The following is a 13078-nucleotide window of genomic DNA, read 5'->3' on the forward strand; positions in this document are numbered from 1 at the left end:
TGCTATGAATCCAACATAGCCATCATGGCGGTACTGATATGTTCCTCCACGCCTTGGCAATTCCGCACCGTCAGCAGCGCTGCAAGTTCATGCGTTTCGGCCCAGTCCAAGGCCCTCTCAGGCTCCATGACAGTCAAGACCGTTGCGTGTAGGTCGGCCTGCATGGCTTGAGGGTGCAACACGGTGACTGAAGCTGTGCCATGCGCGATGGGCCAACCGCTTTGGCCGTCCAAAGTGTGTGAATATCGGCGCCCTTGATGGTTGAAATGATGATGGGTGTCGCCCGAGGTGGCCACTGCCATATCCACCAATGCCAGCAAGCTTCGAGGGTTGCCACCCCTGTTTTGCATAAGCACCCACCAGGGTTGCAGGTCGTGTCTCAGCCCGCGGCTCTTGAGCTCCCCGCCGATTTCGACCAGGTGCACGCAGGCCCCTTCACGCACCAACCTGGAGGAGACTTGGTCAACAGCCCAGCCCTTGGCGATGCCACTGAAATCAAGTTGCAGGCCAGCGGGTTTATGCAGTGTTCGCCTCGTCGTATCAATTTGGACATTGCGCCAGCCGCTAGCACGCAATGCCGCGTCGATCTCATGTTGAGTCGGCAGAGGTGCCCGCTCCGGACGTGGCCCCGTTGGACCAAAACCCCACAAATTCACCAGCGCACCTAGCGTTGGATCGACCGCGCCACCGCTGGACTGCGCCCAGGCCAAGCTACTTTCCAGAAGGGTCCAACAGGGGGCCGAAAATTGCCAGTCGCCAGCAGACGCTGCATTGCAGCGGGCCACCTCGCTGTCAGCTTGCCAGGTGCTGAACAGTTTGATGGCGTGGGCCAATTCCTGCATGATGGCCGAGTGCAAACGCTGGGGATCCACGCTCTTCGGCGCATAAGCCTGAACCGACCAGTGTGTCCCCATCGCCGTCCCCTCGAATCGGTGCATTGGGTCGCCGGCACGCGGCACGGCTGGTATGTTCTTACCAGAGTCAACCGGCAAGAACACGCGGTTGCTGAGAGTGTCTAGTTGCATAAGTCTGCGTTGCACCGAATACGGGACAGCACACTAGCTTCAGCCATGGACAAAGAGTAACGCTATCAAGATGGGTGCCAACAAGCTCAAACCCGTCAATGGCCAAGTAAGAGGCCGGGTGCGGCCATGCATCCACAGAAGCGCGAACCCCGTCAGCGTGAAGACCACGCAACTGACCGCCATGCCATCGATGAACCACGACCACACGACGCCAGCGTTGCGGCCTTTGTGCAAATCATTGAAGTAGGCTACCCACCCGCGCTTGGTGACTGTGTAGGTCGCGTTGGCGTCGGTGCGGTCAATCACCAAGGCCCCCTCCCCTCCGGGCATGGGAATCCCCACGAAAACCTCATCGGGGCCAGCCTCCGCAGGGAGGCCAGAAATATTGATAGCGAAGGTTTCCGAAGCCCAGCGCGCGAGTTCAGGGGGCGCCGAATCAGTGGCGCTGTCCGCCATGGCCTCAAGTACCGCCCGCAAGTCTGCCGACAACACTGCGCGTTGCACATGTTTGCTGGGGTTGGCCGAGAGGCTGGCTGCGTGGTTGAGTGTGATGCCCGTGACGGCGAACATCAGCATCGCTGCCAAGCTGATGGCAGCGGAAATCCAATGCCAGGTATGCAATTGCCGAAGCCAGAAGCTTCGCTTGCCAGCCTCTTTTGCCCGCATCAGAAAGCGATGCGCACCACGGCCTCGTGGCTGCCTCGTACATCATTACGGCCGTTCTTAACCGTGACGTAAAGCACGTTATTCCTACTGTCCAGCGCCATGCTGTTCGGATGCGTTGGCAGCGCGATCGTCTGCAGCAATTGGTGGCTGGACGTGTCAAACACGCTGACGCTACCTGCACCGCGGTTGGTGACGTACAAACGTTGGCGTGACAAGTCCAACAGCGGCGCAATCGGACCGTCGCCCGTCTGCATACTGGTGGTGATTTTCCCGCTGTCAGCATCAAATACCACGACACGGTTGCCAGGAGTGGGCTTGAAGCCGGGCTCCGCCTTCTGACGGCGTTCGCTGATGCTGCTCAAGCCCTGGTCCGTTGCGAACAGTCGCCGAGCTTTAGGGTCGTAGGCCAAATTAAGCATCTGGTCCGCGGCTACGTCATAGCTCTTGCTGATATTCAGGCTACGCGTGTCGACTTCGAAAAGACCACCGCGCATGTTGGACACAAACAAGCGATGGTTGTCTGCGTCCAAAGCGATGCCCGTCGCGACCGCCCCCAGCCCTGGAAGCTCCTTCTCCAGCGTGAGCGTGCGGGTGTTCATTACATACAGCGAACTGCCATCCGAGCTGAGGCCCGGAGCGTAAAGCCGATCATTGGCCGTATCGAGCACCAGCTCGCGGAAATGATGCGGATACTTTTCCTTGCCATCGGCACCTTTGACCTTCTTCATCAGCGGGACGGCCTGCACCACCCGATTGCTGGCAGTGTCCACCACGGTGACCGAACCTTCTGTCGTGTTCCCGACGTACAGTCTGTTGGAAGCGTCATCCAGTACCACGCCAAATCCGCGCAGCGGTAATGTGATCTCAGCCTGCACGGCGAGCGTCTTGGGATCGAGCCGCAACACCTTGCTGGCCCCGGCACCCTCACCAAAGCCTCCTGAAGAGGCCACGAACACGGCATTTTGGCGTGCGGAGAATGCAACTTCGTACAGCGCTGGTGCGACGGCTGCGCGTTGAATTTGAGAGCTCTGGACGTGTTTGTAGACGACAGGGCCCGACACTGATTGGCCGACAGGCGCCTGCGTTCCGCAAGCGCTGAGGCAAGCCACGGTCAACAGGGCCAATGAGCGAGAAAGAAACGAATTCATGATTAATGTTTCCATTGTTGGATGGGTTGGAATGCAGAGGCTGCAGATTCGCTTCAGGGCGCGGCCACCACACTCACTTTTCCGAGCTCAGTACGTCCCTGCGCGTCGGCCTGACTGGCGGAACGCCCCCAGGTGAAAGGCAGACGCAGCATTTCCCGTCCACCGTTTTCGCGTGCAACTTCGATAGCCAGCTGATATTGCCCTGCAGGCAACTTTGACAGTACGCCCTTGGCATCGCTGAATTGAAGAAGGTGCGTGCCAGCCGGACGAGTGGCGCCGCTGACGCCATCTGCAGGCAACACCATTTGCTCGCCACTAGTGCGCCACCACGTACGCAGGTTGCGCAACCAGCCCCTGCCGCCGTTGTCTCGCAACCGTGTGTCGTACCAAACGGCCAGAGTACCGAGCACAGCTTTGTCTTCCTCGGCTTTCTCAATCCACGCCGCGAGATAGGGCCGGTAATAAGAAGCCGTATCAATGGCTGGCAGAGTGACCTGCAACGAGAGAGTGCCTGCGCCCGCCGGCACTGCCAGCAAGCTCAGTGCAGCGCCAGCCAACCAGTGAGTTCTATGCTGTGCGTGCCTGGCCGCAACGCGTTGTGGCGCGCTCATCTATTACCGCTCTGCTGCTCACGTGGGCGCTGCGGATCGGCCGCAGACACGACGCCATCGCCGCTGGTATCCAGGTTGGCGAAGGTCTTTTCAGCAATGGCACTGTCTTCAGCACGCGTGAACTTGCCGTCCCGCGCTCGGTTGACGATGCCAAACCGCACGTGCGCTTGTTTGATCCCGTTTTCGTAGGCCTTGTCCGGCTGACGTCCAGCATCAAAGTACTGCCGCTTCAACCGGGACTCGAATTCTGCGACGTACTCCTCTTCGCTGAGCCAGCCGTCACCATTGGTGTCAGCAGCTTGAAAGCGCTGTGCGCGGATCGCATCGAACTCGGCACGCGTGACCTTGCCGTCTCGGTCGGCATCGTAGCTGCCAAGGAAAGCTGCCACGCCATGGCCCCCTGCGGGGCGTGCGGGCTGGGACTGGGGTGTAGTAGACGCGGCGTTTCTGGGCGCAACGCTGCCGGCGCAAGCCGACAGGAATGCGGCTACAGCCAGTATTGCAAGAACAGGTTTTTTTGAATATTGCATAGAGGATCTCGGTGCTTGGGAGTGATGGGGGGGTAGATGCGCCAGTGCCTTCAGAAGTCCACATTCAAGCTGACAGCGAATGTGCGGCCTGGCGCGGTAGAAAGCTCAATCTGTTGGCGATCCCGGGGGTTGACTGGTTGCAGACTGCGTGTGCTGCTGTAGGCCCAGTACCGTTTGTCAGCCAAGTTAAAGATGCCGAAGTTCAGGCGGGCATGCTTATTGATGCGCCAGTAGCCGGAAATGTCAAAACGCGCGAAGCCGGGCACGCGGAACAGTTGCGTTGACGAGTCAGTCAATTCGGCGCCGGGGTTATTGCTATAAGACTGGCGATTCGTAGAGGTGGCCTGCTTGCCGCGAACAAATGTGCCCATCAGGTTCAAACCCCAGGCCTTTTGCGGTGCCTCATAGCCAACGCCGATAATGGCTTTGCCAGGCTGCACGGAGTCGAGGTCGACGTTCTTGTCGCCCGCATAGTTAGATTTGGAGCTGCCTTTGCTGTAACCCACTGCCCAGGTGGTGTACAGGCCGCGCAAAGCGGGCGTCCAGGTACCATGTTCCAGCCGAACGCTGAGTTCAGTGCCGTAGATATTCGCCTCATCGCGATTCTCGGCCTGGTAGAGGATGCTCAGGCTGTTCTGAATGTTGACGAATTTTTCAGGATTGTTCGCCCGCGTGTAGCGTGTATAGGATATGAAGTCCTTGTACTTCGTGTAGAAGAGAGAACCCGCAAATTGCACCCCGGGCACCGGAGAGCCCTTCAGGCCGACGTCGAAGGCGTTGCTGGTCTCTGCCTTCAAATTTCGGTCACCGAGCAGCGCGTACGTGCCTCCACCGCTATTCCAATAGCCGAAAATCTCACTGTTGGTGGGAGCGCGCCCACCCCGCTTCCACTGCGCGTAGGCGGTCATGCTGGGCATCACGTCATACAAGACAGCCAGGCTCGGACTGACGATGGTCGTCGTCGGTGCGTTGCCATACATCGCTTCCAACTCAGCCTGAGAGATGCGGTCATTGCCGAAGTTGCCCGTATTTCGGATGCTCGGTTCGATACGGTCCACCCGCAAACCCGGCACGACTGCGAGACGCCGGCCACCTAGCTGGAAGTCAATGGTGTCCTGTACAAACGCCCCCGAACGCACCGTCAGCGTGTCAGGAAATGGCTGACCCGCGCCGTACGCCTCACTGGATGTAAATGGGTGCTCGTTCTTGGTTCGCGAGTAGTTCACACCGAACTTGATCGCATGGTTGGCAATGCGTTTGTCTGCCACACTGGAAAAGCCGATCTGATGCGTAGTGTTCTGCGAAGCTTCTCGGACTGCGGCACCTGGGGTTGTCGTGACCGTGTTGGTCACGTCGTCCATGTCGGTGTTTTGCAGGAACAGACGTGTATTGACCTGGTCTATGGGACCACCGACCCCAGGCGTCCAGGTGTGCGCGGCGTACACCGTGTCGCGCTTGGTACGGGCGTCTTGATCTGAAGTGCCGGTGACAGCCGTACCGTCGGCGTTCCAGCTTGCGAAGGTGGACTGGTTCTGTTTGCGGTAAAGGTCGGCGGCCAGTTCCAGTTTGTGCTCGGGATTTACACGCACCACACCTTTGAGCAGCAACGCGTCCGAATTCCAGCGCTCCGGGTACCTCGACAGGGACTCGCTGTTGTTCTTGGACTCATGGCCATCACGGCGCGAGTAGCCTAACAATAGCCCGAGATCGCCAGTCTGCCCCGCGAGCGTCACCCCCTTGGACCATGCACGGTCGGCTTGGCTATAGCCGAGTTTGCCTCCCGCATAGAACGGATTGCTGGCGCTCACATAGTCTTCTGGCGACTTGCTGCGGAAGCTCACCGCGCCGCCGATGCCTCCAGCAGAACGCTGCGAATTGGTCGTCCCTGACTGAATATCCACCGAGGAATACAGGTCAGGGTCGATAAAATCACGCCCCATCCCGAAGGTACCGTCTTCTGAGCGAGCTGTGAGCGGTGCGCGGCTGACTGCGTCTGGCATTTCTATGCCATCCACGTCCAATCCCACTCGGTTTCCTTCTACGCCACGGATGTTGTATCCGGTGGTGCCGCCACGGTCATAGCGGCTCGCTCCGCGCGTGGCTCCTTGCACCGTGCCCGGTGCTTCGACCAACGGCTGATAGCGAATCACGTCCGCAATGCTATTGCCCCCTGTGCGCTCGACATCATCTTGAGTAAGCACCGTACGGGTTCCCGCTTCGCGCCGACCGGCGTCTGCCGTCACCTTGACTTCAGCCAGGGTAACGTCGCCTTGCGCGGGCGGTGCGACAGTTGCGGCTGCTGCGGAGTTCGATGTGGATGCTGCCGCCGAAGCCGGTGACGACGCTTGGCGCAATACCCAGACTCCGCGGCTACGCTCATGCACTTCCAGCCCGGTGCCAGCCAACAATTGGGTGAACCCTTCACGCACGCCATAGCGCCCTTGAAGCCCACTTGTTCGGCGACCCGAAACCAACCTGGCATCCAGTTGCACGGTCACGCCGGCGCTGGCAGCGAAATTGGTCAAAGCGTCATCGAGCGGCCCTGCAGGCACTGCATAGGCACTTGCCGGCGCGGGAACTTGGGCAAAGGCGGCTGGCAGCCAGCCTGCACCAGTGGTCAGCGCCATCATCAACATGGCTTGGCGCGCAGCTTCGGCGAGCGGGGCAGTTTTCGAGCGCGCAGGGGCGCCTCTGGAGATACGGTGTCGAGACATGCGGAGCTTCCCTTGGATGGATTGATTAGCTGGCTCCGCGACGCGGCTTGCTGGCGTTCTATAGGTATGACACCCGAAACGTCAAAAGGTGACAAAGAAAGTGCCAAATAGCTTTCAACGAGTGGCTAGTGGCCTGATCTCGACCCACCAACGTGTGCGGTAGGCCATGCGGACCGGTAAGGTGTCCGGCAGTGCTGCAAGAATCTCGTCTGTGCTGTCCAAGCGGAATGCTCCGCTAATTCGAAGATCGGCGACCTCCGGCGCGCAACGTACCACGCCTCTCCGATATCGCCCAAGTTCAGCTGCGAAGTCCGCCAAACGCTGGTTGCTGGCAAAGAGCACTCCGCGCACCCATGAGGCCTGGTGGGGATGATCCGGAACTATGTCATGCGCGCCAGCAGCATCAAAGCGAGTCTGCAAGCCAGCCTCGATACGGAAGGGGTGGTCACCAGAATTCTTCGGGCGAATCTCAACCGCGCTTTGCTGCACTGCCACCAGGGTCGCGGAGTCTTCTGGCGTCTGGCGCACCAGGAACCGCGTACCCAGTGCCCGAATGCGGCCGTGGCGTGTTTGCACTTCAAACGGCCGGCGTGCGGAGTCCTGTGCGGTCTCAATCTGAAGCTCTCCAGAGTGAAGCTTGACCAGACGCAGTCCCTTCTCCCCTGAGTCAAAGGAGACGTCGATATCTGTGGCCGTGTTGAGCTCAAGCTTTGTGCCATCGGGTAGCACCACTTTACGGCGTTCTCCCGTTACAGTGCTATGACTGACGGTCCAGGTATCCTGCCCATGGGAAATTCCACGCCAGACTGTGTAGACCACCGGTGCGGCCACCGCGAACACCGCCAAGCTCTGCAATGCAGAGCGGCGTCCGGCTTGTCGACGAGCACGGCCTAGAACCTGCAGACTCACCAGCGCAGGCAAACGCCCCAGTTGAGCGTTCAGACGTACAGCGCGCTGCCAGGCCAACTCGTGCAACTCATCTGCACTGCGCCATCGCTCCAGGTCCTGCCGTTCGGCCGCTGTAGCTTCCCCCGAATTCAGATGTGCCATCCACCTGGATGCTGCGCGCAAGACCTCACGCGGCACACCGGCAGGCCTACCCTCAGCTGAGCCTGTCATTCGACTTGCATCAAACATTCTTCGAATGCCTGGGCCATATACCGTTTGACGGTGCGCTCGGCAATATCCATGCGTAAGGCGATCTCCGCATAGGTCAGCCCTTCGAGCTGTGCCAGCAGGAAAGCGGTGCGCACTTTTGAAGGCAAAGCGTCGAGCATGGCATCAATTTCGTGCAATGTTTGCAAGATGCTCAGGCGGTCCTCGGGAGAAACCGCAAATGATTCGGGATAAAGTGCCAGGGCCGCCAGCCAGGCTTGTTCGAGGGAGGCCCTTCGATAATGATTGGCGAGCACCCTCCCCGCCACCGTAGTGAGATATGCGCGTGGCTCCCGCACGGAGTTCAGGGCCAATTCTTCGGCCCGGCAGGCCTCAAGAATACGCACAAAAGTATCGTGCACAAGGTCTGCCGCCTGATGAGCATCCCCCAACTTGCGGCGCAACCAGTTATGCAGCCACCCATGGTGCTGGCAATAGAGGACGTCGATCTGTTGTTCGGTTGATAAATCTAGACTGGAATCTGTCGCGATCACAAGGCTGCGTTCCGAAGGTGCATTACATATAAATGAGAATCATTCTCATGATACACGGCTACGCGTTTTCCTTGCAGGCTTCTTACTCCCTTTGTCGGCAAATCTGACTGGACCGACGCCCCATAGTTGTATTGGCCTCACACACGCCCCGCGGGTCGCTTGGAAAATAGAAGCAGCTCATGTTTTTTGCGTCCTGGTTGACATGCAGGTATTTACCTGCATAATTCATCACAAGATTAAGGCTGCGGCATCCGCGGTCTCTCTGTTCGATCGAGAAGGAGATGTCGTGGAAACCGGCAAGGGCCAGCCGAGTCCGCACGATGTCAAGATCGACAACCGGAACTGACGAAGAGTTGGCCTGCCTTCAGGAGAACGTAAGTGAAGACGAATGGACGCTGACAAGGTCTTCAAGGCGCTGGGTGACCCCACTCGCAGGCGGGTGCTCGATCTTCTGTGCGAGCAGAACGGGCAGAGCCTCGGCCAACTCTGCGAGGGGCTGGATATGACCCGGCAATCAGCCACGCAGCATCTGGACATCCTCGAAACCGCCAACCTGATCAGCACGGTCCGTCGAGGACGCGAGAAGCTGCATTTCCTCAACCCCGTGCCGCTGCACGACATCTATGAACGCTGGGTCCGCAAGTTCGAGCGCGAGCGGCTGCGGCTCTTACACGACCTCAAACATCAACTCGAAGGAGAATGACCATGACCGAGCAAACCGCGAATTTCCAATACATCACCTACATCCGCGCGACCCCTGAAAAGGTGTTCGAGGCGATCACAACACCAGAGATGGCCAGAGCCTATTGGGGACACGAGAATATATCCGACTGGACACCCGGTGCCCGATGGAAGCATGTACGCGCCAACGCGGAGCGGACGGTGGAACTGGTGGGCGAGGTGGTGGAACATGCGCCTCCGCGTCGTCTAGTCATCACCTGGGCCAATGCTTCGCAAGCGGACGATCCTGCCGCCTATAGCCGGGTGACCTTCGACCTCGCGCCCTATGACGGCATGGTGCGTCTGACGATCACGCACGACGGACTGATTCCCGGCAGCGGAATGCTGAACGGCATCAGCAAGGGTTGGCCTATCGTGTTGTCGAGCCTGAAATCCTTTCTGGAGACTGGGCACGCGATTGACGTTTTCGCCAAACCTACTTAGGAGTCTGCGCGGCTAGGCCACACATGGGCGCGTCCTGCGGGTTGCGACCCGCGGGTGGTTTTAGTCCCGGGAAATTCGGTGTTGGAGTCATGGGGAAAAAATAGAAATGACCCCCACGCTTCCCCGCTTCGCGAGGTCCGCTGCCCCCTATGCCGGGCGCCCCCGTGGGGGCGCTTTTTATTTTGGGACGGCCCGGCAATAAAAAAGCCTCCGTTTTACGGGAGGCTTTTTCAGCTATCTCAAGCAGCCCGAAGACTGCTTGAGTGAAAAGCAAAGCTACAGCGTTCAGGCTGTAACTTCCCTTGCCACGCTTGCATACTCTTCGATCTGATCGAAGTTCATATAGCGATAGACACTGGCCTTGTCCGCATCGATCACGCCCATCTCCTTGAGGTATTCCTCTTTGGTGGGAAGCTTGCCGATACGCGAGGCAATGGCAGCCAGCTCCGCAGAGCCCAGATACACATTGGTGTTCTTGCCCAGACGGTTGGGGAAGTTACGGGTGCTGGTGGAAATCACCGTGGCGCCCTCACGCACTTGAGCCTGGTTACCCATGCACAGCGAGCAACCGGGCGTTTCCGTGCGCGCACCAGCTGTACCGAAAGCCGAGTAGTGCCCTTCCTTGATCAACTCGTTCTGATCCATCTTGGTAGGCGGTGCCACCCACAGCTTCACAGGAATATCTCGCTGGCCGCCCAACAGCTTGGCCGCAGCGCGGAAATGGCCGATGTTGGTCATGCAAGAGCCGATGAAGGCTTCATCGATCTTGGTGCCGGCCACTTCTGACAGGAACTTGGCGTCATCAGGATCGTTGGGGCAGCAAACAATCGGCTCTTTGATGTCGGCCAGATCGATCTCGATCACGGCTGCGTACTCAGCATCCTTGTCCGCTTCCAGAAGGTCTGGCTTGGCAAGCCAGGCTTCCACTTTCTCGATGCGGCGTGCAAGCGTTTTGGCGTCTGCATAACCGTCTGCAATCATGTTCTTCATCAGAACCACGTTGGACTGCAGATATTCCATGATCGGCTCTTTATTGAGCTTGATCGTGCAACCTGCAGCTGAGCGTTCGGCCGACGCGTCGGACAATTCAAACGCTTGCTCGACTTTCAGGTTTGGCAAGCCTTCGATTTCCAGAACACGTCCAGAGAAAGCGTTGACCTTGCCGGCTTTGGCGACGGTAAGCAGACCTTGTTTGATCGCGTAAAGAGGAATCGCATGCACCAGATCACGCAAGGTGACGCCTGGCTGCAACTCGCCTTTGAAGCGCACCAGGATGGATTCAGGCATGTCCAGCGGCATGACGCCTGTGGCTGCACCGAAAGCCACCAGGCCAGAGCCTGCCGGGAAGGAGATACCGATAGGGAATCGTGTATGCGAATCGCCACCGGTACCGACGGTGTCGGGCAGCAGCAAGCGGTTGAGCCATGAGTGGATGACGCCATCACCTGGGCGCAACGACACGCCGCCACGGTTGCTCATGAAGGCTGGAAGCTCACGGTGGGTTTTCACGTCCACTGGCTTCGGATAGGCAGAGGTATGGCAGAACGATTGCATCACCATGTCTGCGGAGAATCCGAGGCAGGCGAGATCTTTCAACTCATCGCGTGTCATGGGCCCAGTGGTGTCCTGGCTGCCCACGGTGGTCATGCGAGGTTCGCAGTAAGTACCGGGGCGAACGCCCTGCCCTTCTGGCAACCCACATGCACGGCCAACCATTTTTTGGGCCAGTGTGAAACCGGCCTTGCTGGCAGCAGGTGCTACGGACAGGCGGAACACAGTTGAAGCAGGAAGCCCGAGGGTTTCGCGTGCTTTGGCAGTCAGCGACCGGCCGATGATGAGGTTAATACGGCCACCAGCCTGCACTTCATCCAAAAGCAGATCGTTCTTGAGTTGGAATTCTGCAACCTTCTGACCGTCTCTCTCGATCCTGCCTTCATAGGGGAAGATGTCGAGTACGTCGCCCATGTTGAAGTTGCTGACATCCACTTCGATAGGCAGCGCACCGGAATCTTCTTGCGTATTGAAGAAGATCGGGGCGATTTTGCCACCTAAGGTGACACCACCGAAACGCTTGTTTGGCACGAAGGGAATATCTACACCCGTCGCCCATATCGTGCTGTTTGTAGCCGATTTACGGCTGGAACCGGTACCCACCACATCGCCGACATAGGCCACCAGATGACCTTTTTTCTTCAGGTCTTCAATGAACTGCATGGGGCCGCGCTTGCCATCTTCTTCTGGCACGAAGGCCGCATCAGAACGAGTGTTCTTCAGCATGGCCAGGTAGTGCAGCGGAATGTCAGGACGGCTCCAGGCATCAGGTGCTGGGGAAAGGTCGTCGGTGTTGGTTTCGCCCGGTACCTTGAACACAGTCACGGTGATTTTCTTCGCCACTTCAGGACGCGAAGTGAACCACTCGGCATCAGCCCAACTTTGAATGACTTCCTTGGCTTTGGCATTGCCTGCCTTGGCCTTGATAACGACGTCATTGAAGAAGTCGAACATCAAAAGAGTCTTTTTCAGCGCATCAGCCGCCACGCCAGCCACTTCTGCATCGTCCAGCAACTCAATCAGGGGGTGAACGTTGTAGCCGCCGACCATGGTGCCGAGCAGTTCAGTGGCTTTAGACTTGCTGAGGAGGTCGACTTTGACATCACCATGGGCGACGGCGGCTAGAAAACTGGCTTTTACTTTGGCAGCATCATCCACGCCTGGGGGAATGCGATGCGTGAGCAAATCCAGCAGGAATGCTTCTTCACCCGCAGGTGGCGCCTTGATCAGTTCGATCAGTTCGGCGGTTTGCTTGGCATCCAGTGGTAGTGGTGGAATGCCCAGGGCAGCGCGTTCAGCAACGTGGTCACGATAGTTCTTCAACATTTTTCTTTCTCCTGAAACTTAACGACTCAAACACTCAAGATGCTCAGGCCTTGACTGCGAAACAAGGCCATGAAGGAGACTTACTTCTTCAAGTCATCCAGCAAACCGGGCGTGTTGTTGGCTTTCATTTGTTCGGCAATGAGACGCTGCTCATTCGTGGCGCATTCGTCCGCCAGTCGCTGTCCTGCGCGCTGATCCATCAGCATCGATTTGTTGCCCAGCTGCAGCCACATGGCGCCAAGGCGTCCGTCTTCCATGCGCAGTGCGCCCGTACGGCTTTCGACCGGGTGCATGTAGTACTTGCGCTTGCCAGTGGTGACATGGAAGAAGCCGCGGTTGGCCTCATCGGCTTTCACGGTGACGTCTGCGCCAAGCTCACATTGGATCTTGCCCGTATGAATGAGGTCAGCAATGGCCAATTCTTTCTCGGACAGGCGACTGGAAAGCGACTCGACCGGGGTAGCGGCTTCCACTGCCTTCGCTGTCTTAGCGGGCACCTTACGCTTGGCTACGGGCTTCTTGGCTTGCGTGGCCGCTGGTTTCTTGGCTGGAGCCTTGGTTGTGGCTGCCGGCTTCTTGGTCGTGTTGTTAGCAGTTTGTGCCTGAACAGCGCCAAACGGTAATGCCAGAGCGGCTGTCAGGGTAGCGAGAGCAATGAACTTCATGGTCATGGAGAAGCCACCTTTTGGGTAAA

12 protein-coding genes are annotated in these 13078 nt (G+C 58.3%); 2 read left to right on the forward strand and 10 right to left on the reverse strand.

Annotation, left to right across the window (positions count from 1 at the left end; all coding sequences use genetic code 11):
* Positions 1 to 2 precede the first annotated feature (2 nt).
* From ABIE13_RS03365 to ABIE13_RS03400, 8 genes are all read right to left on the reverse strand, one after another.
* Positions 3 to 1025 carry an FAD:protein FMN transferase gene (locus tag ABIE13_RS03365; RefSeq protein ID WP_354441119.1) on the reverse strand — a complete coding sequence of 341 codons (1023 nt, stop codon included), beginning with the start codon at positions 1023 to 1025 and terminating at the stop codon, positions 3 to 5.
* Positions 1026 to 1064: 39 nt separating this feature from the next.
* Positions 1065 to 1691: a PepSY-associated TM helix domain-containing protein gene (locus tag ABIE13_RS03370; protein ID WP_354441121.1), complete on the reverse strand. Its 627-nt coding sequence runs from the start codon at positions 1689 to 1691 to the stop codon at positions 1065 to 1067.
* Positions 1691 to 2839, reverse strand: a complete 1149-nt coding sequence (locus tag ABIE13_RS03375; RefSeq protein ID WP_354441123.1) for a YncE family protein — start codon at positions 2837 to 2839, stop codon at positions 1691 to 1693. Before ABIE13_RS03375 ends, ABIE13_RS03370 begins: the two co-directional genes overlap by 1 nt.
* A gap of 53 nt (positions 2840 to 2892) precedes the next feature.
* Positions 2893 to 3450, reverse strand: a complete 558-nt coding sequence (locus ABIE13_RS03380; protein ID WP_354441125.1) for a DUF2271 domain-containing protein — start codon at positions 3448 to 3450, stop codon at positions 2893 to 2895.
* Positions 3447 to 3980: an EF-hand domain-containing protein gene (locus ABIE13_RS03385; protein ID WP_354441127.1), complete on the reverse strand. Its 534-nt coding sequence runs from the start codon at positions 3978 to 3980 to the stop codon at positions 3447 to 3449. Before ABIE13_RS03385 ends, ABIE13_RS03380 begins: the two co-directional genes overlap by 4 nt.
* 50 nt (positions 3981 to 4030) lie before the next feature.
* Positions 4031 to 6694: a TonB-dependent receptor gene (locus ABIE13_RS03390; RefSeq protein WP_354441129.1), complete on the reverse strand. Its 2664-nt coding sequence runs from the start codon at positions 6692 to 6694 to the stop codon at positions 4031 to 4033.
* A gap of 114 nt (positions 6695 to 6808) precedes the next feature.
* Entirely contained in the window at positions 6809 to 7813 is a 1005-nt protein-coding gene (locus ABIE13_RS03395) for a FecR domain-containing protein (RefSeq protein ID WP_354441131.1), read from the reverse strand.
* Complete coding sequence (locus ABIE13_RS03400) at positions 7810 to 8343, reverse strand: sigma-70 family RNA polymerase sigma factor (RefSeq protein WP_354441133.1); 534 nt, start codon at positions 8341 to 8343, stop codon at positions 7810 to 7812. Before ABIE13_RS03400 ends, ABIE13_RS03395 begins: the two co-directional genes overlap by 4 nt.
* A 388-nt stretch (positions 8344 to 8731) precedes the next feature.
* On the opposite strand from ABIE13_RS03400, the gene ABIE13_RS03405 reads away from it, so the two are divergent.
* Positions 8732 to 9046 (forward strand): ArsR/SmtB family transcription factor, encoded by a 315-nt coding sequence (locus tag ABIE13_RS03405; protein WP_354441135.1) that lies wholly within the window; start codon positions 8732 to 8734, stop codon positions 9044 to 9046.
* A gap of 2 nt (positions 9047 to 9048) precedes the next feature.
* Positions 9049 to 9507, forward strand: coding sequence for an SRPBCC family protein (locus ABIE13_RS03410; protein WP_354441136.1), 459 nt, complete (start codon positions 9049 to 9051; stop codon positions 9505 to 9507).
* Between the two features lie 285 nt (positions 9508 to 9792).
* Here the strand turns inward: ABIE13_RS03410 and acnB are convergent, their stop codons facing one another.
* Together acnB and ABIE13_RS03420 are read right to left on the reverse strand one after the other, a co-directional pair.
* Positions 9793 to 12384, reverse strand: coding sequence for a bifunctional aconitate hydratase 2/2-methylisocitrate dehydratase (acnB, locus tag ABIE13_RS03415; RefSeq protein WP_354441138.1), 2592 nt, complete (start codon positions 12382 to 12384; stop codon positions 9793 to 9795).
* Between the two features lie 80 nt (positions 12385 to 12464).
* Positions 12465 to 13055: a hypothetical protein gene (locus ABIE13_RS03420; protein ID WP_354441139.1), complete on the reverse strand. Its 591-nt coding sequence runs from the start codon at positions 13053 to 13055 to the stop codon at positions 12465 to 12467.
* Positions 13056 to 13078: the final 23 nt, after the last annotated feature.

Source organism: Ottowia thiooxydans (assembly GCF_040548795.1).
Lineage (GTDB): Bacteria > Pseudomonadota > Gammaproteobacteria > Burkholderiales > Burkholderiaceae_C > Ottowia > Ottowia thiooxydans_A.